Annotated in this window: 17 protein-coding genes and 1 tRNA gene; 5 read left to right on the forward strand and 13 right to left on the reverse strand. The window is 41.1% G+C overall.

Annotated elements, in window-relative coordinates; all coding sequences use genetic code 11:
• Window positions 1-3: 3 nt before the first annotated feature.
• The 4 genes from L2672_RS03280 to L2672_RS03295 all read right to left on the reverse strand — a co-directional run bounded on the left by L2672_RS03280 (window position 4) and on the right by L2672_RS03295 (window position 3982).
• Window positions 4-1155: a LegC family aminotransferase gene (locus L2672_RS03280; RefSeq protein WP_248994414.1), complete on the reverse strand. Its 1152-nt coding sequence runs from the start codon at window positions 1153-1155 to the stop codon at window positions 4-6.
• Window positions 1156-1162: 7 nt separating this feature from the next.
• Entirely contained in the window at window positions 1163-2356 is a 1194-nt protein-coding gene (locus L2672_RS03285; protein ID WP_248994415.1) for a UDP-N-acetylglucosamine 4,6-dehydratase, read from the reverse strand.
• Window positions 2357-2566: 210 nt separating this feature from the next.
• Window positions 2567-2642, reverse strand: a tRNA-Arg gene (locus L2672_RS03290).
• 125 nt (window positions 2643-2767) lie between these two features.
• Window positions 2768-3982 (reverse strand): flagellar assembly protein FlgT, encoded by a 1215-nt coding sequence (locus L2672_RS03295; RefSeq protein WP_248994416.1) that lies wholly within the window; start codon window positions 3980-3982, stop codon window positions 2768-2770.
• Between the two features lie 267 nt (window positions 3983-4249).
• On the opposite strand from L2672_RS03295, the gene L2672_RS03300 reads away from it, so the two are divergent.
• The gene (locus tag L2672_RS03300) at window positions 4250-4960 is read left to right on the forward strand and encodes a FlgO family outer membrane protein (protein ID WP_248994417.1); all 711 of its coding nucleotides are present in this window, start codon (window positions 4250-4252) and stop codon (window positions 4958-4960) included.
• On the forward strand, window positions 4957-5409 hold the full coding sequence (locus L2672_RS03305; protein ID WP_248994418.1) for an LPP20 family lipoprotein: 453 nt from the start codon (window positions 4957-4959) through the stop codon (window positions 5407-5409). Before L2672_RS03300 ends, L2672_RS03305 begins: the two co-directional genes overlap by 4 nt.
• Window positions 5410-5502: 93 nt before the next feature.
• Here L2672_RS03305 and L2672_RS03310 read toward each other — a convergent pair whose 3' ends face one another.
• From L2672_RS03310 to L2672_RS03325, 4 genes are all read right to left on the reverse strand, one after another.
• Window positions 5503-6144, reverse strand: coding sequence for a hypothetical protein (locus L2672_RS03310; protein WP_248994419.1), 642 nt, complete (start codon window positions 6142-6144; stop codon window positions 5503-5505).
• Window positions 6145-6186: 42 nt separating this feature from the next.
• The gene (locus tag L2672_RS03315) at window positions 6187-7911 is read right to left on the reverse strand and encodes a thrombospondin type 3 repeat-containing protein (protein ID WP_248994420.1); all 1725 of its coding nucleotides are present in this window, start codon (window positions 7909-7911) and stop codon (window positions 6187-6189) included.
• A gap of 349 nt (window positions 7912-8260) precedes the next feature.
• Window positions 8261-9166 (reverse strand): DUF6268 family outer membrane beta-barrel protein, encoded by a 906-nt coding sequence (locus tag L2672_RS03320; RefSeq protein WP_248994421.1) that lies wholly within the window; start codon window positions 9164-9166, stop codon window positions 8261-8263.
• A gap of 127 nt (window positions 9167-9293) precedes the next feature.
• Window positions 9294-9914, reverse strand: a complete 621-nt coding sequence (locus L2672_RS03325) for a TetR/AcrR family transcriptional regulator (RefSeq protein WP_248994422.1) — start codon at window positions 9912-9914, stop codon at window positions 9294-9296.
• Between the two features lie 190 nt (window positions 9915-10104).
• Here L2672_RS03325 and L2672_RS03330 point away from each other — a divergent pair, with 190 nt between their 5' ends.
• Together L2672_RS03330 and L2672_RS03335 are read left to right on the forward strand one after the other, a co-directional pair.
• A complete protein-coding gene (locus L2672_RS03330) occupies window positions 10105-11277 on the forward strand; it encodes an efflux RND transporter periplasmic adaptor subunit (RefSeq protein ID WP_420833122.1) in 1173 nt (390 codons plus the stop codon).
• Window positions 11274-14327: an efflux RND transporter permease subunit gene (locus L2672_RS03335; RefSeq protein ID WP_248994423.1), complete on the forward strand. Its 3054-nt coding sequence runs from the start codon at window positions 11274-11276 to the stop codon at window positions 14325-14327. Before L2672_RS03330 ends, L2672_RS03335 begins: the two co-directional genes overlap by 4 nt.
• Before the next feature lie 132 nt (window positions 14328-14459).
• On the opposite strand, the gene cydX is transcribed toward L2672_RS03335, so the two are convergent.
• From cydX to purL, 4 genes are all read right to left on the reverse strand, one after another.
• Window positions 14460-14573 (reverse strand): cytochrome bd-I oxidase subunit CydX, encoded by a 114-nt coding sequence (gene cydX, locus L2672_RS03340; RefSeq protein WP_248994424.1) that lies wholly within the window; start codon window positions 14571-14573, stop codon window positions 14460-14462.
• A 15-nt stretch (window positions 14574-14588) separates the two neighbouring features.
• The gene (gene cydB, locus L2672_RS03345; RefSeq protein WP_248994425.1) at window positions 14589-15728 is read right to left on the reverse strand and encodes a cytochrome d ubiquinol oxidase subunit II; all 1140 of its coding nucleotides are present in this window, start codon (window positions 15726-15728) and stop codon (window positions 14589-14591) included.
• 15 nt (window positions 15729-15743) lie between these two features.
• Window positions 15744-17300 (reverse strand): cytochrome ubiquinol oxidase subunit I, encoded by a 1557-nt coding sequence (gene cydA / locus L2672_RS03350; RefSeq protein WP_248994426.1) that lies wholly within the window; start codon window positions 17298-17300, stop codon window positions 15744-15746.
• A 1069-nt stretch (window positions 17301-18369) separates the two neighbouring features.
• Window positions 18370-22251, reverse strand: a complete 3882-nt coding sequence (gene purL, locus L2672_RS03355) for a phosphoribosylformylglycinamidine synthase (RefSeq protein ID WP_248994427.1) — start codon at window positions 22249-22251, stop codon at window positions 18370-18372.
• Between the two features lie 488 nt (window positions 22252-22739).
• On the opposite strand from purL, the gene mltF reads away from it, so the two are divergent.
• A complete protein-coding gene (gene mltF / locus L2672_RS03360; RefSeq protein ID WP_275974946.1) occupies window positions 22740-24182 on the forward strand; it encodes a membrane-bound lytic murein transglycosylase MltF in 1443 nt (480 codons plus the stop codon).
• Window positions 24183-24498: 316 nt separating this feature from the next.
• On the opposite strand, the gene tadA is transcribed toward mltF, so the two are convergent.
• Window positions 24499-25044, reverse strand: coding sequence for a tRNA adenosine(34) deaminase TadA (gene tadA / locus L2672_RS03365; protein ID WP_248994428.1), 546 nt, complete (start codon window positions 25042-25044; stop codon window positions 24499-24501).
• Window positions 25045-25066 lie beyond the last annotated feature (22 nt).

Below are 25066 nucleotides of genomic sequence, written 5' to 3' on the forward strand. Positions count from 1 at the left end.
TAGCTATCTATCTACACACAACGCACTGCTAGGAATATTAACAAGATGCTGTGAAAGCCACTGGGAATAGCTTAAGTCACCTCTTAGTGCATTTTTAAACATAGGCAAATGATGCATTAACGTCCATACAGGGCGAGTCATTACTCCATGACTATTCGTTTCATTTAGCAATGTATTTCTCGACTCGACACTGGGACATATAACGGCATTAAGCCAATAATTAGATTTTGCATAACAAGGCTCTTCAACAAACTGAAAATCAGAACCCGCAAAAAACTCACGATACTGCATAGCAAGCACACGCTTGCTAGCAATAAGTTCATTTATAACTTCCATTTGAGCACATCCCAACGCGGCATTGATATTAGGCAAACGATGATTAAATCCCGGTTCATCATGATAAAACTCAAAAGCATGAGGCACTTTAGCTGTGGTCGTAATATGTTTGACATGCTGCCCAGCCTCACTTGAGGCACACAGCACAACGCCACCTCCACCAGTTGTAATAATTTTATTACCATTAAAACTGATTGCACCAAAATCGCCGATGGTGCCTGTATGACGGCCTTTGTACATTGAACCTAAACTTTCAGCAGCATCCTCTATCAGCTGTAATTGCCATTTTTTACTGATCACCCCTAACTCATCCATTTCAGCGGGGTGACCAAAGGTATGCATTGGCATCAATGCTTTAATTCGTTGCCCCGTGGTTTTATGAATGCAGCCACGTTCAGTAATTGTGGCATGTTGATTAAGATACCTTTCCAATGCATTAGGGCACAGGCTCAAGCTGGTTTCAGACACATCAATGAAAATAGGCTGAGCACCTAAATGATAAAGAACATTACAAGTAGCCACAAAAGTCAGTGCTTGAGTGAGTACGAGATCACCTTGCTTCACGCCTGCTGAGTAAAGCGCCATTTGTAATGCAGCCGAACCATTAACAACAGCAACCGCTTTGGGAGACTGAGTAAAAGATTCAATTTTTTGCTCAAACTCATCAACATACTTGCCTACACTAGAAACAAAAGTACTATCAATGGTGTCCATCACGTAGCGTTTTTCGTTACCAACAAAAGTTGGAGCATGCAAAGGAACAAACTCATCAGTTTGAAAAGTATCGCGAATAAACTGGCAAATATGTTCAATATTCATAATAGTCCTACATTTTACCGTCTAAAGATTTACCCGTTTCTATATGAGCGAACTCCGGTATCATTTGATTAAACAGGTTAACCAACTGTGCTTTATTCCAGCGTTTTTCCTGTTTTAAGCGAATTATCTCGTTTTCGAAAAAGTTCAGTTGATGCTCATCAAAAGCATCAGGGTGATGAATGACACCAAGTTGAACAAAACGCTGCATATCAAGCTCATCGTTTTCGGTAAAAAATTCTTCAATTTCTTTTTCACCACTGGTATCACTTTGGGTGAATAAACAAGGCCACTGTCCCTGTTCAGGCAAGGTCGTGGTTAATGCTCTTGCTTGCTGTTCAGAGTCACATAAAAAAGGGCTATAACCTTTTTGAGACAAATACATTAATGCAATATCAGCAAATGATAATAACGGTAAATTAGCGGTTTGCTTAGGGAAAAAAATATTACGATTATGCCCTAATAAACATGACATTAGGCATAACTCACCAGACTCTTTCGGGGTTACAAAATAGCGTTTAACATCATTGGGAGCCACAATAGGTTGTTGTTTCGATAACCTTTGATTGAAGCTATGTAATAAAGAACCATCAGAAAAGGCAACATTGGCAAATCGAGCAGTGGAAATATCAATTTGATGACTACGACGCATCAAAAACATTTCCATAATTCTTTTAGACGCTCCCATCATATTGACAGGATTAGTTGCTTTATCAGTAGAGACACAAAAATATTTTTTTGCACCAGCTGCAATGGCTTGCTTCACTGTTTTGTCAGTATTAAATACATTGACTTCAATCATACGCATCAATGTATAAGGATCTTTTTCGCTTCTGACATGTTTTAAAGCAGATAAATTCAGTACATAGTCATACTTGCCATCAGACTCAAAAAAAGCATCATATTCAACCGAGCCAATATCTAATGCATATGTCTTAAAATCCCCTTCTATGTACCCAAAAGAGCTACGAATATCTCTCACTAATTCAGCCAGGTTATTTTCACTAATATCAACAACATGTAATTTTATAGGATGACGTTTAAAAATCTCTTTCGTCACTGCTTGACCAATGGTACCAGCTCCACCCAGCACTAAAAAACGTCCACTAGAAACCAAACGATTAAGAGTTTCAGACTCAGCAGCAATATCATCTGCAAGCAAAGGTGCATTGCGACCAATTAAAGATAAATCAAACTCTTGCATTATATGCATCCCTTAATGATTAGCTAATGAAACTGATTAACGTCAGAATTTTTACACTGATGAACACGATAAGATGTGACTGCAATTTTCATTCCAGTACAGAAAGCACCATACAATATACTATATGAAACTAATCAATGATTTACCACTGAGATTAGATAAGGCGAGAGAAAATACGACAAGAATGTTGGGTAAGCAATAGAAGGAATATGGTCTCCCCACAAGGACTCGAACCCTGATCGGCCGCTTAGGAGGCGGCTGCTCTATCCTGTTGAGCTATAGGGAGACGCAAAAGATTATACTGGTTTTATTGATGATGGAAAGACCAAAACCGACAATTAAAACCTTTTGTATTTAATCGGTTAATAATTATACGTCGGTGTTTTATCTTCTTTGACCACGAATAAACAACTACAGTTTTATGGCAATATCTTGAATTTGAATATTTTCTGCTGAGTCTATATTTGCTATCACTGCGGTGGCGGTGTCTTCACTCACCTGATCAACACTCACTTTTGTCGTGTTTTCAGTCACTAAAGCGCGCATATTGTTGAGTCTATCTGGAATATTTTTCTGAAGCACAATTAGCAGTTTATCTCCAAGTTTTATGCCGTTATTTCGCCCTAAGTTAATGATAATTCTGTCGCCTTGTTTGGCAACTATTTGACCTAATACTGGGCGGCAATTTAACGCGTCATCCATTGAGATAATACTTTGCTGCAGTTGAGCATAAATTGCCTGTCCGTATGCCGATGACCAAAAACGTTGGCTGTTTGGCATTACGGTTTCTTGACGTTTAAAATCCCATTCGGCATTGGTTGATAATGTTTCAGACCACACTACTTCACCACTAATGCCATGATATAACTGTAACTTAAAGGTAAACTGCCTTAATGGAGTATGTTCTACTAGGCCCAAAAAACTGCTGGTATAGGGCTCGGTAGACATATCTAAAATGTCAGTTTTTAAGATGTATTGTGTGTCGGTTAATTCTCCTAACCAACTCGGGATGCGGTAACCTTTAAAGTTCACCAAATCATTTTTATTATATAAACGCTCATTGGCATGTACTTTGGCAAAGCTAGTTTGTGACTGATTATTAAGTATTTCGCCCATTCTCAAGGTCAATGCTTCGGGGAAATTATTTAAATGACCATAGTTCAGTTGTACTGGGTGTCTTATATCCGCTTGAGGCAACAAAATTGCGGCTTTAAGTGCCGATTGCTGGCATTGTTCAACCTGTGAAGCATCATCAATATATAGCGATAACACTACGGTGATGCTATTGCCACTAACAAGTTCGCTTACCAATTCAATATTACTGGCTGAACCCATTCGTTGCATTGAAAAAGTATCTTGTGTAAGGCTACCTTGGCTAATTTGTTGTTGGCTGTTAAAGCTGACTCCCGAGCGCAAACTGGCATAATTTAACGCCTGATTAATGGCTTGTTCTCTGGCTTTATCAATGTTGTTATTAACTATTTTAGCCGAACCGGTAACTTCAATTTGCTCGGCATTTGTATGAAACGGCAATAACATAGCCAATAAGCAACCTATAGCCATCAACGGTTTTACTAATTGTGGCAACACTTTTCCGTCATGTTTTACTTTCAGCGTACCAAACATAATTCACCTTGCGTCAGATATCCGTCATCTATGCTTAAAAACAACCGCTTACGGATTATTTTCACTGTAATGTATAAATCAAAGCAAAATCTATGCCTAATAAATATCGACAATATTGACGCGCTTAAACCGTCATCCACCACAACGAAATGTTCATCAATAATTTTTAGCGATACCGGTAAAGAATTAATCAATGGTGCCGATAAAGAAATATCAAAACACACTGTGTTAGTGAATTTAACTCGCTAAGATGCAAAGGAACATATCATGCCGCAATCATTTACCGCATTCGCTTTAGCGCTGACAGCAGTAAGCATGTTGGGCTGCAGTAATAGCATGAATACTGCGCACAACTTAGATTATAGCCACGACGGTGCTCACGTAAGTTATCAAGACAGTGATGATGTATATCAACAACGTTTTGTGTATGACATCAATGCGGCGGGTATCGCTCCCAAAGGGCAGCTTAACGTATGGGCTGAAAAGTTAGTCAACGAGCTGGTGTTGCAAAATGATGCTTTAAGACCCGACCAACCATTAGTGGTCGCCACGCCTGTTTTTACTGACGACTTTAACCGCACGAGTGAGTTGTCATTACAGTTGCAGCAAAGCTTAATGACGGCGTTTCATGCCCATGAGTTTAATGTGGTTGATTTAAATGTTTCTAACACTTTACGTGCTACTGAAAACGGTGAGTTAATGCTGAGTCGAGACTGGCAACAGCTTCCCTCCGATTTACCGGTATCACATATTTTAGTGTCTACCATTAACCTAACCCCTGAAGGCGTAAACTTTAATGGTCGTGTTGTTAATATTACCAACAACCGAGTGGTGTCGGCAGTACAGTCATTTGTTGCTGGCAAAAGCTTGTCGGGTTATGTTTTACCCGCTAATAAAGTACATACTCAGGGCAGTTTGATTTACCGTACTGAAAACACCAAAGAGAGTCGTTATACCGTATTAGGAGATGCACAATGAATAAAATCATTATGGTGTTGGCCGCATTAGTACTTGCCTCAGGTTGTGCCACCAATGACAAATATGTGCAGTGGGAAACCGAGGCGCCAAATCATTTTCCTAAAATTACTGCGGTAGGTTATGCACCATTAGCAACCCAACCATCTGACAGTGAATCGCATAAGGTATTAATGGCGATGCAAGCGTCAAAAATAGCGGCTTACCGTGAATTAGCTGAACAAGTTTATGGTCAGAAAATTGATGCTAACAGTAGTGTTAGTGAGTGGATGCTCACCAATGATAGCGTTCGATCATCTGTAAGTGGCATTATTAAAGGCGCTAAGGTAGTTAAAACCTACCCCACTGGCGACTATTACGTGACTGAGCTTGAGCTGGATTTCGAACATGTTTGGCATTTATATGAACAACAAAATCGTTCGAAACGCATTAAAGAAGTGACTTATTTTTAATTATCAACATCACTCTGCGATAAAAAATAAAAGCCCTATGAGTTAAAAAGTCATAGGGCTTTTTGTTTTTCTATTGATTAATAGCCATTAACGCTATTCTATTTCTACACCCGCTAAGAAGCTGGATTCAATACGAGTCCAACCATCGCCGTCATCACTGGCTGCGTAAAACTGTGAGCTCAGTAATGAACTACCTGCTTTTGATACCACAAATTCAACTTCATCACCTGAGCCGTCAAAGGTTAACGTTAACGTTGCTCCATCTTGAACATAGGTCCCTGTCGCACTCACGGCTAAATTTTCACTTAGGGTTTCTACCGCACCAGTATTATGCGTTTCACCTTCATTTTCACTGCCTATAAAGGTAAAAGTATTACCTGAAGATATCGTCAGAGTATAATTTTGAGAGAGGTTACCCACGGTCATTGAAGTGTTATGTAACGTATTATCTGCATACACTTTACCTCTATTAAGCACACCTATTTGAGCCAAGTGATACGTTCTACCCGCCACGCTGCTGGTCATACCGGCTTCAAGCGCTTCAACACGTGCTATTAAATCTTCAATAAGTGTCATATTCTCATCAACACTTCCTGCGATTGCACTGAAGTTTTCATTCATATCTGCTGCAACAATACTATCACCTGCGGCAAAGGTATTAGGGACTACAGTTTCAGCTATTGTCATTGAAGATACAGACAATAAACCGATAATAATTAATGATTTATTAAACATGTGAATTTCCTTTTTACAATTATTAATCTTTAAGTGTTTGATTTATTGAAACGTAGATCCGTCATCCCACTTGGAAGTGTCGAATACGCCTGTTGTTGATTCTTGACAACTATCACCCACGCCATTTTCGTCTGTATCTAACTGATCAGGGTTAGCCACTAACGGGCAATTATCTATGCTGTCTTCAACGCCGTCATTGTCATCATCCAAATCAGCTTCATCACCAACACCATCTCCGTCAGCATCTGAAGTTTCTTCAGGGTCAAGCGGGAAAGCATCGTCATTGTCAACGACACCGTCGTTATCATCATCAGGATCAGCATTGTTACCTATGCCATCCATGTCAGTGTCTACCGTTTCAGCCTCATCTAATGGGAAAGCATCATCAGTGTCAGCTACACCGTCATTATCGTCATCGGGGTCTGCATTATTGCCAATACCATCTCCATCAGTATCCACTGATTCAGTCTCATCTAATGGAAATGCATCGTCTGTATCAAGTACTCCATCATTGTCATCATCTGTGTCAGCATTGTTTCCAATGCCATCTTCATCAGTATCAACACTTTCGGAATCATCTAATGGAAAAGCATCGTCACTATCTGCTACACCGTCGTTATCATCATCTGGGTCGGCATTATTACCAATACCATCTTCATCTGAATCAATTGTTTCATTAGGGTCTTGAGGAAAAGCATCTTCTTCGTCAACTACCCCATCACCATCAATATCAGGATTAACTTCTGCCGCTTCAGGTGTGGTTTCAATTGAGCCATCGGTAAGCCCTGTGGTATCTGAAGTTGCACCTGTAACGGTGACTTCTTCAGCTAATACGGTTTGAATATCAGTAATTGGAATTTCAGTACCCGGAATAAATAAACTTGAAGGGTCTGCGGTAACCATCTCTGACAAATTAGACACATCTGCAAAAGCTGTAATAGCTTCTCCGCCACTATTACCATCAATAGAACCATCCGCTAAATCCATCACCAAAGCATCCAAAATTTGATCTGTAGTGACAGCGACATCTGTATTATTTTCTGTGGCATTTTCAGTAATATTCTTAATCACTGCAGAAGTGGCTTCAATAGCGGCTCTGTAGGCTGCAACCTTGGCTAATGATGCATTATCCGTTTGCTCATTAGTCACTAATGGCGCTGCTGAAAAAATATCAATATCATCAAGTAGCCCAAAACCTAAAGTAGACTTAACTTGGTTTGCTGCAATGGGTAATGCATTTAAAAACTCTTCTTGAGTGACATTACCGTCAGCATTACCACCATAAACACCATTCGATTTATCTGCATTTAATTGGGCTAAATTAACGGCCATTGTGGTTAATGGCGTAGCATAAAACTCAAGGCCGTCAGCTAACATTTGCGTCGTAATCACGGTTTTGACCATGGAAATAACAGGCGCATTACCCGTAGTAATATCTATAGTGTCTGCATCTGCTGTGATTGTTAGCAATAAAGGTGAGTTGGTATCTTCTGGAATGGTTAAATCAATAATTTTAGCCGTTGAGTCTGTTTGTCCTTGGCTAACTTCATCTCCTTGTAAATTCTGTTGCTGTATATTAAGAATGTGGGCTGTAACATCAGCTCCTGCCATTGGGCCTTTAACGCCTCCGCCACCAATTTCTATGTAGGTTTGTGGAGGTGGGGCAGTCACTTCTGATTCAGAAGAGTCTGAACTCCCACCACAACCTGATAATGCGGTAACCCCAAAAAGAGTCATCGCAAGTGTCAGTTTATTTATTCTAAACATGCTCACTCCCTGGTTATAAACTTGTAATTAATCCATATACAAAGCAAAAATTGTTCTCCTCCTGGACTAAGGCTCATTAACATAAACCTCAATCACGATATCCAATTCGATTTCCAGCAAGGGCTTCCAACCTATACGCTGGTTAATTTTCAACCTATAAAGGGTAGGTTAAGAATTGAAATTTTGCGTAAGAAACTGTTTAAAAAGTGACTAAAGGATGTGCGAACACATTAATAGTTATTGAGGGTAAGATGTCTAAAGCGTTGAAATAACGTCAAAAAGAAAGCAACAAAAAAGGTTAATGTTTCCATTAACCTTTTAATCACAATAAAGATGAACCAACAGTAAATTAAAACTTAATCTTAAACGCTAACGCCCCTGCTGCTTGATTACTCATATCTTCAGTTGCGATAGGCTGATTAAGCTCTATCTCGCCACCAAAATAATAGCCTGCATACGCATTTAAACTCACGCTTTTACTGATAGACCAACCCGCGCGAATAAAACCAACCCACTCTTCAATTTCAATGGTGGTGTTGTCATTTTCAATTAAGAAGCGTTCCGTGCGACGAGAAGTACCTACCCCAAAGTTCCAATCTTTTGATAACTGGTAACTGAGTTCTAGACCCGCTGGGCCACTGAAACCAGCTTCAAACGGGTTAGCAAGTACCCACTTGTCGTTAATTTGCCATTTAACGGCCAAGTAAGGAATAGTGCGCACTTCCGAAATATCATTTAAATATGCCACCCCAAAACCCAGCATATTACCTGAGTTAAAGCGATACATGCCTGACACTACAGCGCCGTAACTCTGGGCATTTGAAGAAGAAGCGCTGTTGGCGTAAGCATATTGTAATTTAGGAGCAAACAAGAACATCCAGTGGTTATCAGGACGGTAAATTAACGACAGACCAGCACTATATTGATTGATAGAGCTCCACGGCACATTTGTGTTTCGAATCGGGCTCTGTTCATTAACACGCCAACCATAGTCAAGGTTGTTGTAACCCACATTGGCGCCAATCATCCATTGTTTATTAATTGGCATTGAGGCCGATAACTTGGCATTCCAAACATCACGCTTTAATTGATTTTCACCGACATCCGCTTCTTGTGTTGTTGTACGAGCCACATTGAGTTCAAACGGAGAATATTTTGCGGCATACACTGACGAACTAAAACCAATACTGGCAAGGCTCATTAAGATAACAGAGGGGAATGTCTGCTTAATTGATGTTGAAAGCGCGTTTACCATTTAACGTCGTCCTTGTAGTGACTTATCGAAGAATAATATCGAAGAATAATATCGAAGAATAATAATGTAGTACGATGCATTATCAAATGTAGTTCAATATGATGACATTTTTAATGAATTGATATTGTTACAACTTGTGCGCTTTTAAAAACATGGTGGCGGTATCAATTAAATACTGAGGTCGCTTCGCGAATAAATCATCAACAGGAATCCCAAGTTCAAGGCGCATTTTTAGCTCTCCAAACAGCATTAACGTAAAACGAACCGCACTATCGTGGGGGTTATCAAAAAAGTATTCCCCCTGTTGATTAACTTCAGATAAGTACACCTCCAATAGGTGCAGAATATGTTTTGGACCGGCCTCATAAAATAATGCCGAAACGTCAGGGTGGGTGTCAGCCTGTGCCACACAAGTGGTAAACACAGTGATAGCCTCTTCAGACACAATTAAGTTGCCAAATTGCAGCGCAAATGTTTTCAACGCATCCTCTGGGTTGCTGCTATCTTCTAATAGGTTTTGAGTTAATTGATGAACAACACACCTTGACTCAATGGCAGCAACAAACAAGTCATCTTTTGAGCCAAAATGCGAGTATACCGTTTGCTTAGATACATTGGCGTGTTTAGCAACCTCATCCATACTGGTAGTAGGGAAGCCCTGACTACAAAATAACTCTATGGCAGAGTTCAAAATTTGCACTTTTTTCTGCTCACTTTTAGATAAAGTTACATCCATATTAGTGGTCATATATTGTTATCCTTTTGGCATTTTAGCTGTCGCACCAACACCACCAATTATTAACTATTAATACTATTTAATCACAAAATAGACTGGACAGTCTAGTTTTACCAACTTAGACTAGACAGTCTAGTTTAACATCACGGCTACATTTTGTTGACCTAACAAAAACTTTGCAAAACATTTTTGGAGACACCTCATGGAACATAAATCGACTGACATGGTGCTGCGAAAGCTTGTACTTAAAAACAGGATACATCGATATATGCAGAGCTTATTAGCTGTTTTGTTATCTATTGTGGTGTTAAGTGGCTGTGGTAGTGAGGTAAAACCACATTCAAACACCGTCAGCTATCAAACGGTCTCAACAACTCAATTAGTCGCCTCAACCCATTACCCTCACCTACAAACTTACACCGGTATTATTCGCTCAGCGAATACCACCGGAATTGGTTTTGAACTGGCAGGAAAACTCAACAGCATTAATGTTGATAGCGGTGATAGTGTTTTGAAAGGTCAGGCTTTAGCCAGCTTAGATACCCACTTACTTGAAGCTGAAAAACAGCAACTAGAAGCCAGCTTAAATCAAACACAATCTGACCTAGACTTAGCTAAAAGTACCTTAAAACGTAATCTTGCATTAAAAGACAAAAACTATGTTTCTGAACAACAACTTGATGAAACAAAACAAAATGTTGCAGGGCTTCAAGCTAACTTTCAGCGCTTAAAAGCCAGTTTGCATGCGACTAACTTAAAGCTTGAAAAATCAGTTCTGATTGCTCCGTTCAATGGAAAAATTAGCAAGCGTCATCATAACCTCGGTGAAGTGATCGGCTTAGGTAGCCCTGTTTTTACTCTCATAGGCCAACAACAGCAGTTAGCTTATATTGGTGTTCCTATTACGGTAGCTCAAGGTTTATCCAATGGTGAGATAGTTAGCATTAAAGTGGGTCAACACACCTATAAAGGGAAAATAGCCGGTATCAGTGCAGAAGTTGACGGTATTACACGCACGGTACAATTAAGAATTAGCTTACCTAATGATGCCAATGTATTAAATGGTGAAATAGCCTACTTTGAATACTCACAAAATATTGAAATTGCAGGTTTTTGGGTACCAATATCAGCCTTAACAGATGGCCTAAGAGGCCTATGGAATGTTTATGTGTTGAGCAACAACCCGCAAGCAAATGACCCAAGCTTATATAAAGTTGAACGCCGTGATGTTGAAATCATTTATACCAATCAAGACCAAGCTTACATTAAAGGCGCCATTAATGCTGACGACACCTTAGTGGTTGAAGGATTACATAAACTGGTAGTCGGTCAGGTAGTTAAGCCGCAACAAACCAGCAATGTGGTGGCACTATGATCAAAGCATTCCTTCAAAATGGTCGTTTAAGCAGTTTATTTATTGCGTTACTTATTGTGGCAGGTTTAGGCGCCATTCAAAGTTTGCCACGTACAGAAGACCCTCATATCACTAACCGGTTTGCTTCCATTATTACCCATTACCCAGGGGCATCAGCTGAGCGAGTTGAAGCCTTAGTCACTGAAATACTTGAAACACAAATAAGACGTTTAGAAGAAATTAAGCTGATTCAGTCCACTTCTCGTCCCGGCATTTCTGTTATTCAACTGGAACTAAAAGACACCATTACAGAAACTGACTCTGTTTGGTCTAGAGCAAGGGATTTACTGGCTGATGCTAAGCCCTTACTACCTGCACAGGCTCAAAATAGCACCTTAGATGATCAAGTAGGCTACGCCAGCACCGCCATTTTAGGAGTAGTTTGGCAAGATGACAGCCCGGTTAGAGCCGATATCTTAAATCGTTATGCAAAAGAACTAGAAAGCCAAATTCGTTTATTGTCAGGTACTGATTTTGCCAAACTGTACGGAGCTCCAGAAGAAGAAATTCTGGTTGAGCTTGATGGTAATAAAATCAGCCAACTTAAACTTACACCAGGTAGCATTGCCCAAATTCTCACTAATGCTGACAGCAAAGTGTCTGCGGGTGAAATTAATAATAATCAATTTAAAGCCTTAGTAGAGGTTTCTGGTGAGCTTGATTCACAAAGCCGGATTCGAAAAGTGCCTTTAAAAATTGATGACTATGGTCAAATTATCCGCTTGGGTGATGTGGCTACCATCAAACGTCAAGCTAAAACGCCGGCCAATAGCGTTGCCTTAATCGATAGCCAACAAGGGGTGTTGATTGGTGCCACCATGTTAGAAAGCCATCGTGTGGATCAATGGCAACAAAACATTGTTAACACGCTTGACGAGTTTTCTCAAAATTTACCCGCCAACATTGAAGTGAAGTGGCTGTTTAATCAACAAGACTATACCAGTGTTCGTTTGGGTGACTTGGTTATCAATCTATTTCAAGGCTTTGTGATTATTGTTAGTGTATTAATGCTGACCCTAGGGTTACGCAATGCCTTAATTGTGGCGTTATCATTACCCTTAACCGCTCTGTTTACTTTAGCCTGCATGAAATATACCGGCTTGCCTATTCACCAAATGTCAGTAACAGGCTTAGTGGTGGCACTAGGTATCATGGTCGACAATGCCATTGTCATTGTTGACGCCATAGCCCAGCGCCGCCAGCAGGGGATGACCAAGTTACAAGCGGTAAGTAAAACACTGCATCATTTATGGCTACCATTGGCAGGTTCAACAATTACCACCATGCTAGCTTTTGCCCCTATTGTGTTAATGCCAGGGGCGGCCGGTGAATTTGTTGGTGGCATCGCCATTTCGGTGATGTTTGCTCTACTGGGCTCATATATTATTTCACATACGTTGATTGCGGGTCTTGCAGGCCGTTTTAGCCGCAGCGAAAAAAATAGTGCATGGTATCAACAAGGCATGGCCTTCCCTCGCCTAGCCAAAACATTTCAATACAGCCTGCGAATTGCGCTCAATAAGCCTTTTCTGACTGCATTAGTGGTGGGTATTTTACCTGTCAGTGGCTTTATCGCCTCTGGGCAGATGACCGAGCAATTTTTCCCGCCCTCTGACAGAGATATGTTTCAAATTGAGGTTCACTTGGCGTCTCAAGTCAGTTTAGAAAACACCCAGCATCAAGTGGAAATGATCGATAAAAAGCTGCAACAAATTGCAGATATTGAAAGTGTAACTTGGGTTATAGGTGGCAATACGCCTTCGTTTTATTACAACCTAACCCAGCGTCAGCAAGGCTCAACTAACTATGCACAAGCCATGGTTAAAGCCAGCAACTTTGAAACGGCTAATAAATTGATTCCACAATTACAGCAATCACTTGATGTGGCGTTTCCACAGGCACAAATATTAGTCAGAAAACTTGAACAAGGCCCCCCTTTCAACGCTCCAGTAGAGTTATTAGTTTATGGGCCAAATCTTGATACCTTAAAAGCCATTGGTGATGAAGTAAGAGCGTTACTCATGGCAACACCAGATGTTATTCATACTCGAGCAACACTGTCACCCGGTGCACCTAAACTGTGGCTACAGGTTAATGAAGATGCCAGTTTAATGAGTGGACTCAGTTTGACGGATATCGCCAACCAAGTACAAATGGCAACAACGGGCATTATTGGTGGCAGTATTTTAGAACAAACCGAAACCCTGCCCATTAGAGTAAGACTTGGCGACACCAGCCGCGAGCAAGCTACCCGCTTAGCGGAAATTAATTTAGTGTCCGCTAATGGCACAGGTATTCCATTATCGGCATTGTCATATAACCAAGTCAGTGTGAGCCGAGGGGCTATTCCCCGTCGAAACGGCGAACGAGTTAACACCATTGAAGCCTATATCACCAGTGGCGTACTGCCTGCGCAAGTGCTGAATGACGTCACCCAGCGTTTAGATGAAATCAATTTACCTTCGGGATATCACATTGAGGTGGGTGGAGAAAGTGCCAAAAGAAATGAAGCCGTCGGCAATTTATTATCTAATATCGTGGTTGTAGTGACCTTGTTATTGGCCACGGTTGTGTTGTCATTTAACTCATTCCGATTAACCGGCATTATTTTATTAAGTGCAATGCAGTCTGCGGGTCTTGGCTTATTAGCGGTATTTGTGTTTGGCTACCCTTTTGGGTTTACAGTGATCATCGGATTATTAGGGTTAATGGGGCTAGCGATTAATGCCGCCATTGTTATATTAGCTGAATTAGAAGATTTACCCGAGGCGCGCCAAGGTAATGTTAATTTGATTATCGATACAGTGAGTAGTTGTGGCAGACATATAGGCTCAACAACAGTAACGACCATTGGCGGCTTTTTACCCCTGATCATAGCAGGTGGCGGCTTTTGGCCTCCCTTTGCAATCGCCATAGCTGGCGGAACCCTACTGACCACTATGCTGTCGTTAATTTGGGTACCGGTGATGTATCACTTGTTGATGAAGTCTAATACTAATCGTAATCAATAACTGCCCAGCTATTTATCGTGATTGGTATAAAGCCTGTGTTACGGCATAAACTCTGTTTATCTAACAATAAAGATAAAAAAACCCGCTGATATCAGCGGGTTTTTCATTGTCGATTATAGATACTTAAATAGGTTAGCTTTCGCTATCGCTACGATCCATATTCTCGGTGTTTTCTAACCACAGTGCATTAATAATGCCGAAAGAGCACGCTAGTAATACACCTAAAATCCACGCAAAATACCACATAGATGAATGCTCCTATTAATAAAGTGAAGTTTTGTTGTCTTCAATATGCTTGCGGTTTAAACGACCAAACATTTTGAAGTAAGTCCAAATGGTATAACTTAATACCGTTGGAACAAACACGATGGCAGCAAAGGTCATCACTTCTAAAGTCATTTCACTTGCTGTGGCATCCCACATTGTTAAGCTCACATTAGGCTCTAAAGATGAAGGCATAACGAATGGGAACATTGCTGCACCACAAGTTAAAATTACGCCTGCAACGGCTAACGAGCTAAACAAGAATGCAAAACCACTGCGGTTAAAGCGACTGGCTAAAATAGCCAATACAGGCATAGCTAAACCTAACGCAGGGAACAGCATTGTAAAAGGATACTTGTCGTAGTTAGCTAACCATGCACCCGCTTCAATGGCTACTGTTTTAGTGGTTGGGTTAGATGGGCCTGCTGTATCAATGACTGAAGTAACCACATAACCATCAATACCGTTAGCAAGCCAAACACCTGCTGCAGCAAATAATACCACTAGCAATGCACCACAAATTTGCGTCATGTTGGCAGCACGTACACGTAACTCACCTTCAGTCTTCATTTGTAACCATGCAGCACCTTGCATCATGATCATGCTGACACACACTAAACCAGCAAGTAGTCCGAATGGATTCAACAAGCCAAATAAACCACCGTGGTAAGTCGCACGTAAAAACTCATCAAAGTTAAACGGTACGCCTTGTAGCAAGTTACCAAATGCCACACCGATGATTAACGGAGGAACAAAACCGCCCACAAATAGTGCCCAGTCCCAAGACTTACGCCATTTTGGATCTTCAATTTTCGAACGATAATCAAAGCCAACTGGACGCAAGAACAATGCAAACAATACCAACATCATGGCCACATAAAAGCCCGAGAACGATACTGCATATACCATAGGCCATGCTGCAAATAACGCACCACCGGCGGTGATTAACCAAACTTGGTTACCGTCCCAATGCGGCGCAATGGTGTTAATCATAATACGGCGTTCAGTGTCGTCTTTACCAATAATTGGTAATAACGCACCTACACCCATATCAAAGCCGTCGGTGATGGCAAAGCCAACAAACAGCACACCAATTAATGCCCACCAGATAAATCTTAATACTTCATAATCAAACATAGTTAGGTCCTCTGATTAAGCATCTTGGTTTTCAAAATGGTAGCGTCCGGTCTTCATACTACTAGGGCCAAGACGGGCATATTTGAACATTAAGAACATTTCAATAACCAGTAATACTGAGTAGAACAAGGTAATCGAAATAATACTAAACCATAAGTCAGACGTTGTTAGACTTGAAGCTGACATAAAGGTCGGTAGCACTTCAGAAATCGTCCATGGTTGACGACCATACTCTGCCACAAACCAACCACATTCAATGGCAATCCACGGTAATGGTAAGCCATACAGTGCCGCTTTAAGCACCCACTTTTTCTCTGCAATCTTATGGCGAGTACTTTGCCAGAATGCTGCAGCAAAGATGATTAGCATTAACACACCACAAGCAACCATCACACGGAAAGACCAGAATAGAGGCGCTACATTCGGAATAGAATCTTTAGCAGCTGCTTTAATTTGCTCTTCTGTCGCATCAACAACATTTTCAGTGTAACGCTTCAATAATAAGCCGTAACCTAAGTCACCTTTGGCTAACTCAAAATCTGCACGAAGTTGAGGGTCGTCATTACCAGCACGTAATTGTTCTAATAATGAATAAGCAATCATACCGTTACGAATACGAATCTCATGCTCGTCAACTAAGTCGATAATACCTGTTACTTGCTCGTCAAATGAACGTGTAGCAATAATACCCATTACATATGGAATCTTAATGGCTAAGTCTGTTTCCATGGTTTCTTGATTTGGGAAACCAAAGGCTGTAAATGCTGCTGGAGCAGGCTCAGTGTGCCACTCAGCTTCAATTGCCGCTAACTTAACGCGCTGTACTTCACCTACTTCATAGCCTGACTCATCACCTAATACCATTACTGATAAAATAGCCGCCATACCAAAACTTGCTGCAATAGCAAACGAGCGACGTGCAAACGGTAAATCACGACCTTTTAGGATGTAGTAAGAACTAATGGCTAGAACAAACATTGCACCAGCTACGTAACCAGAAGCCACAGTATGAACAAACTTAACCTGAGCAACTGGGTTGAAAATAACTTCAGCAAAGCTGGTCATTTCCATACGCATGGTTTCATAGTTGAATACCGCACCTACTGGGTTTTGCATCCAACCGTTAGCAACTAAGATCCATAATGCAGACATATTAGACCCTAGGGCAACTAACCAAGTTACCGCTAAATGCTGACGTTTGCTGAATCGATCCCAACCAAAGAAGAACATACCGACTAAGGTAGATTCTAAGAAGAACGCCATTAGGCCTTCAATAGCCAGTGGTGCACCAAAAATATCTCCCACATAATGTGAGAAATAAGACCAGTTAGTACCAAACTGGAATTCCATTGCTAAACCGGTGGTCACACCCAGTGCAAAGTTAATCCCGAATAACTTACCCCAGAATTTAGTCATATCTTTATAGATCTGTTTATCAGTCATCACATAAAGCGATTCCATGATAGCCAGAATAAAGGCTAAACCTAGCGTTAGTGGAACAAATAAAAAGTGGTACATGGCTGTCAGCGCAAACTGCAAACGCGATAGCTCAACAACCTCTTCGATAATCATTGGCGACTCCTTACTTCAGTACAACCAAATACCTAAAGGCAACATTTTTGTTGCCATAAAATGGGGTTTACGTATTTATTTACATACTTTCAATTTACGTTAGCTATATATGTTGCAAAATAGTTAATCATGAAATTGTTAGCATAAATATGCTTTGTATATTTTTTGAGCCAGCAAAGCATAACACTTGTTGCCATGTCTCGCTTTTCTCAAAAACTTGATCTTGCTCACCATATCCATTCGATGTATAAATTTAATTCTGAATATCAGCAACTTATAAATCAAATAAATATAAATACTCTCATTTTATACCACTGAAATTTGAGGTGAATCAATCAAAGCGGCAGCTTTAAATGGGTTTTGAGTAGGTGCGCATATTACCACGCAAGGAATATTGACAACTGGACACTAAAGTGATAGGTGTTTTTTAAAATAAAGTAACAACCTTTAATTTATCGCAACTTAGTCAATAAAAGTGAATAAAGATGCCAAAAAAGCAATCTAACTACATTAACCAATACTTATTTTATTAAACAAAAAAAGACCAAACCCTTTATAAACAACACTTTATACAAGCTGTAACGACAATGAAAACCAATATCCATTAGAAAAACTAATCCTAACTATCATTTTTACTAGTTTGAAGTCTTTATTATTCCCTCGTATCATACCCACATTAAGAAAACGAGCAGCATATGCCAGGGAATCGTTATCTTAAATTTGAGATGATTTTTGTTAATTAAATGACCTGATTTGTAGAGAGATGTTGCCATGACTAAAGTATTCGAAAACGTTGTTAACTTATACAAGCGCGCTTTTGTTGAAATGTACACAGCAAAAGAGTTTAAATAACTCAGCACGCACAGTTTGATGTTTTGTTAGCGCAAAACAGGAAAGCCCCAAGCCAAAAGCTTGGGGCTTTTTTCATGGGCTGTTGTTACGAGTTTAAGACTGCCTATTGACGCTGTAATCAATCAGACTATGTAACCGCTAATAGCACGCATAAAAAAAGCGACCTATTGAAGGTCGCTTTTATATTAAGCCAAATTTGGCTATCGGTGATTAAGTGCTAGCCGATTTTAACTCGTGCATTGCGGAACATACGCATCCACGGGCTATCTTCACCCCACTCTTCTGGGTGCCATGAGTTAGCCACCGTTCTAAATACACGCTCAGGGTGCGGCATCATAATCGTTACCCGGCCATCTGTGGTACAAATACCCGTTAAACCATTAGGCGAGCCATTAGGGTTCAATGGATACTGAGTCGCCACTTGACCATTGCCGTCAACATAACGCAATGCAATGGTGCCTGACGCTTCAGCACTTGCTAAGGCTTGTGCATTTGCAAACTCAGCTAAACCTTCACCGTGAGACACAGCAATTGGCATACGAGAACCCGCCATACCGTCAAAGAATACTGAAGGTGATTCTTGAACTTCAACTAAGCTGAAACGCGCTTCAAAACGCTCTGAGCGGTTACGCACAAAGTGTGGCCAGTGCTCACTACCTGGAATAATTTCCTTTAAGTTAGATAACATCTGACAACCATTACACACACCTAACGCAATGCTTGAGTCACGCTCAAAGAAGCGACTAAACTCATCACGGGCACGGGCATTAAACAGAATAGACTTCGCCCACCCTTCACCTGCGCCAAGTACGTCACCATAAGAGAATCCACCACAAGCCACTAAGCCTTGGAACTCTTCTAAACTAATGCGGCCAGATAAGATGTCTGACATATGAACGTCGCGGCTTTCAAAACCTGCTCGGTCAAATGCTGCGGCCATTTCAATGTGAGAGTTAACACCTTGCTCACGTAGAATAGCCATTTTTGGCGCTGCGCCTTTTAAAATATAAGGTGCAGCAACATCTTCACTAGGGTTGAAGCCTAACTTCACAGTAAGACCAGGTTGATCAGCTTGTTGCTTTAATTCGAACTCTTCTTTAGCACACTCAGGGTTATCACGTAGGGCTTGCATGCGATAAGTGGTTTCTGACCACAAAGTACGAAGTGCTGTACGCGTATCTGCAAAAATAACGCGAGCACCGTCAGTAATACGAATATTGTTATCAGCAGTAATGGTACCCACATTGGTACAAGTCACGCCTTTAGCTTCAAACTGTGCCTTTATAGCAGCAACATCGGCAGCACTAACTTGAATAACTGCACCCAACTCTTCGTTGAATAAACGCTCTAAATCAGTACCAGATAATTCAGCTAAGTTGATATTTAAGCCAGTATTACCAGTAAAGGCCATTTCAACTAGCGTGGTAAATAAACCACCGTCACTGCGGTCGTGATAAGCCATCACCGCTTGATCAGCGACTAGCTGTTGCATAACTTCAAAGAAGCCCGCTAAATTGGCTGTTTTATCTAATGTTGGCGCAACATCACCTAGCTCACTATAAACCTGAGCTAAACATGAACCACCTAAACGGTTTTGGCCATTGCTTAAATCAAGCATTAATAACGCAGTGTCACCTTTGTCTGTGCGAAGCTCAGGAGTAACCGTTTTACGAATATCTTGCACTACACCAAAGGCGGTAATCACTAATGACATAGGTGATGTCACCGTTTTTTGGCTGCCATTTTCTTCCCAAGCAGTTTTCATCGACATTGAGTCTTTGCCTACAGGAATGGTTATGCCAAGCTCAGGACATAAATCTTCACCAATGGCTTTTACTGCTTGATAAAGACCCGCATCTTCTCCCGGGTGACCTGCTGGAGACATCCAGTTAGCCGAAAGCTTAATACGCTTGAATGAACCAATATCGGCGCCGGCAATATTCATAATTGACTCAGCAACGGCCATACGAGCAGATGCATCAAAGTCAAGTAATGCTAATGGCGTGCGCTCGCCCATTGCCATCGCTTCACCACAGTAGCTGTCAAAGCTTGAAGCCGTTACCGCACAGTCAGCAACCGGAACCTGCCAAGGGCCCACTAACTGATCGCGGTTAACTAAACCAGTTACCGAGCGGTCACCAATGGTAATAAGGAATGTTTTATCAGCCACTGTTGGCAAGGTTAAAATACGTTTTACCGCATCGTTAATATCAATTTTAGTTTGATCAAGTGCTGGCGACACCGCTTTAGCGGATACCACATCACGGCTCATTTTAGGTGCTTTACCTAATAAAACCTCTAGTGGTAAATCAATTGGCTTATTGTTGAAGTGGCTGTCTGCAAGGGTTAAATGCATTTCTTCTGTTGCTTCACCTACAACGGCAAATGGCGCACGTTCACGAGCACAAATATCAGCAAATTGTTGTAAGTTTTCAGGCGCTACAGACAATACATAACGTTCTTGAGACTCGTTACACCAAATCTCTAATGGGCTCATACCTGGCTCATCAGACGGTACGTTACGTAAGTTGAACACGCCACCGCGGTCACCATCATTGACTAATTCAGGGAAAGCATTTGATAAACCACCTGCACCCACGTCATGAATAAACTGAATTGGGTTAGCATCACCTAACTGCCAACAACGGTCGATCACTTCCTGACAACGACGTTCCATTTCTGGGTTTTCACGCTGAACAGAAGCAAAGTCTAAGTCTTCACTCGACTGGCCTGACGCCATTGAAGATGCAGCACCACCGCCTAAACCAATATTCATGGCAGGGCCACCAAGTACAATCAGTTTTGCACCGACGGTAATTTCACCCTTTTGTACATGCTCTTCACGGATATTACCTAAACCACCCGCAATCATAATTGGCTTGTGGTAGCCACGCACTTCAACACCGTTATGGCTACACACTTCTTGCTCATAAGTACGGAAGTAACCGGTTAGTGCTGGACGGCCAAATTCGTTGTTGAATGCAGCGCCACCTAATGGGCCTTCAAGCATAATTTCTAATGGCGTAACAATACGTGAAGGCTTGCCATAATCACTTTCCCATGGTTGAACAAAACCAGGAATTTTAAGGTTTGATACCGTAAAGCCAGTTAAACCCGCTTTAGGCTTAGAACCACGACCTGTTGCACCTTCATCACGGATTTCACCACCTGAGCCGGTTGCCGCACCTGGGTACGGACTAATGGCTGTTGGATGGTTGTGAGTTTCAACTTTCATCAACACGTGCATTGGCTCAGTGTGATAGTTATAAACGCCATCTGGATCTGGGAAGAATCGCCCTGCAACAGAACCTGTCATAACCGCCGCATTATCTTTATATGCAGACAGCACGTTGTCTGGGGTTACTTCAAAGGTATTTTTAATCATTTTGAACAATGATTTAGGCTGAACTTCGCCATCAATTGTCCAATCTGCATTAAAAATCTTATGACGACAATGCTCAGAGTTAGCTTGAGCAAACATCATTAACTCGATGTCATTCGGGTTACGATTTAAACGGATAAAGTTTTCAACTAGATAATCAATTTCATCTTCTGCTAACGCCAAACCAAGTTTAACGTTGGCTTCTTCTAAAGCACGGCGGCCTTCAGCAAGAATATTAACACTGGTGAATTGTGCTGGCTCAGTGCGAGCAAATAATACTTCAGCAGATTCGAAGTCAGCTAATACCACTTCCATCATGCGGTCATGTAATAAATCAACTAATTGTTTTTGTTGTTCATTTGACAGCTCTGAAGATTCAACATAATAGGCAATGCCGCGCTCTAAACGAGTCACTTTTGCTAGGCCGCAATTATGAGCAATATCAGTTGCTTTTGAAGACCAAGGCGAAATAGTGCCCGGACGGGGGGTGATAAAGACAACTTGTCCCTGTGGAGTATGCGACTCAATAGCAGGACCGTAAGTTAAGATTCGTTCAAGCTGTACACGCTCATTATCATCTAGTTGTTCAGTTAAATCAGCTAAATGCATGTATTCAGCATAGATGTTAGTCACTGGAAGCGCTGCGTTTTCGCAGGCCTCCATGAGTTTTTGAACTCTAAATGCTGAAAGAGCTGGGGCTCCGCGAATGATTTCCATCACGTCTATTCACCTTATAAATTATATAGGAGGGTCAGAATTGGCGGTATTATAGGGAATTGCACGGTACAAATCACCTGCCATCAGGCTGCAAAACAGTGTTTCCTTTTTGCAAAAATATACCATTGACCTCAGGCGACATTTAACAAGGAAAATATAATATTTATAAGCATAAAACCATCATCAAAAAGTTCAACGACCCCACAATAGGCTAAAACAAAATCGCTCTATTTAAGTTTGCTTCAATCAATATCAACTATACTCAACTTTGTATTTAAAATGGGCTTATTTATGGCCGATAAACACTCAAAAAACACCTAGGCCAACACCACGATTGAGTATTTTTTGACCGCCACTATGTGATTTTGATAACTCCTGTTAAAGTATGCGAAATATTGACAACCACGACGCCTTTAACAACGTTTAAGCTTCTTGCAAAAAAACACTTCGTTTTCAACAAGTTTATTGGAAATTGCTAATTGATAAATATGATTAAACAATTTGCTGCTTTGCTGTTGTTGGTTGCATTATCGGCCTGCCAGCCAAATGAAACACCTCAACCAGAGCAGATTATTTCACCCAGTGCCAAACGCACCGAATTAAAAGTCGGCACACTCTATGGGCCACAAATTTATCTTAACTCGGAAGAGTTGGGTGAATCAGGTTTTGACTATGAAATGGCCAATAAATTTTCAGACTATCTTGGCGTCCCTCTGCGCATGATACCTTTTACCAATCGCAAAGAATTGTTTAACGCTCTAAAATCAGGTGACATAGATATTATTGCCGCTGGTATCGCTAAAACCCCGAACAGATATAAGCAATTTAAACTTGGCCCCACTATGTATAAGGTTAACCAGGTGTTGGTGTATAAAGAAGGGACGCCTGAGCCTAAAGACATAGCCTCACTCCCTGGTGAAATCACGGTAGTGTCAAATTCATCATCGGTATACACCCTTACGCAGCTTCAAAAAAATTACCCTTCGTTAATGTGGAGTCAGGTCGATGATAAAGATTATGAAGACTTATTTGCATTAGTGGCTAAAGGTGAAGTCAACTACACCATTTCTGACTCAAACAGCTTACTAATTAATCAACGCTATTTACCCGAATTGCGCGCAGGTATGATTCTAGATGAAAAAGTGGAAATAGTGTGGTTATTACCGCCCAATGACAGTGATCGTCTTATGAGTAAACTGCTTGCGTTTTGGCACAAAGAGAAACGTGCTGGCACCCTAGAACGTTTAAACGAAAAATATTTTGGCCACGTTAAGCGTTTTGACTATGTAGATACCCGAGCATTTATTCGCGCCATTGATAACGTATTACCAGAATACCGCAGTTTATTTGAAGAATATGCTGGAGAATTAGACTGGCGCAAACTGGCAGCAACCAGTTACCAAGAATCACATTGGAACCCCTCTGCCCGCTCACCTACCGGGGTGCGCGGAATGATGATGCTAACACTGCCAACCGCGGCCTCTGTTGGTGTTAGTAACCGTTTAGATCCCGAACAAAGCATTCGCGGTGGTGCGCAATATCTTAAAGACATGATTAAACGCGTGCCAGAGTCTATTCCCGAAAGCCAACGAATCTGGTTTGCCTTAGCCTCATATAATATTGGCTTAGGTCATGTGGAAGATGCCCGAAGATTAACTCAGTCAATGGGAATGGACCCAAGTGCATGGCGAGACGTTAAAAAAGTATTGCCATTATTGCAACAATCTAAATATTACAAACAAACCCGTTACGGCTATGCCCGAGGCAGTGAAGCAGTACATTATGTTGATAGTATTAGACGTTACTATGACACACTAGTGTGGGTAGATAACCAATCAAAACAACTGATTGAACTGGAAGATGACACCCAAGAGGCCATTGCTGAAACAGAAATGACTCCCGCAGAAGACACCCTTGCGCCACAGGGTTAACACTTGAAGTCATAAGCAACTAAAACTGAAGTAATAAACAATTATCAATCACTCAATAGCAGTACTTAACTGACAAGGAATTACCATGAGAAGGCCATTATCGAATAATATCAGTTCAAGAAGACGAGTGATGTTAAAACAGCAAAAGCGCCGATTGAAAAACAGGCAGTATAGCTATTTTGCTTTTCAATCCACTAATGAGTTAAATAAACTCCTTTAGTGCTAAATAAGACATTTGATTGTTCCGGTCAGTTTCAATCGCCGGAACCTTATTTGTTATTCTTCTATCACTCAAAAAATCAGACAACCAGCAACCTTATTTCGTTTGCATTATAGATGCCTGCTTAGCCGCTTTTTTCTCAGCACGCCGGCGCTTAAAAAAAGCACTCAATTGGCTAGCACATTCAACAGCTAACACTCCTGATGTCACCTCTAGTTGATGATTAAACGTTGGATGCTGCAATAAATTAATCACACTACCTGCGGCACCGGTTTTTAAATCATCTGCACCATATACCACCCGTTTAATGCGGCTATGCACCATAGCTCCTGCGCACATAGCACAAGGTTCTAAAGTGACATATAAGGTGGTGTCTAGCATGCGGTAATTTTCAAGTACCTGTCCAGCTTGCCTAATGCATTCCATCTCAGCATGTGCGGTAGGATCATGATTTAAAATACTTAAATTAAAGCCACTAGCAATAAGCACGTCATCTTGCACTAGCACCGCGCCAACAGGAACTTCCCCCTTCAATTCAGCTTCATGGGCTAATTGCATTGCCAACGTCATCCATTTTTCATCAATGGCACGCTGTTCGCTATCGGTCAGTGGTTGATTAGTGTTGAGTGAAGATTTTTGCATGTTTTTGCTGATATTAAGATAA

The sequence above is a fragment of the Shewanella gaetbuli genome, assembly GCF_023284065.1.
Taxonomy (GTDB): domain Bacteria; phylum Pseudomonadota; class Gammaproteobacteria; order Enterobacterales; family Shewanellaceae; genus Shewanella; species Shewanella gaetbuli.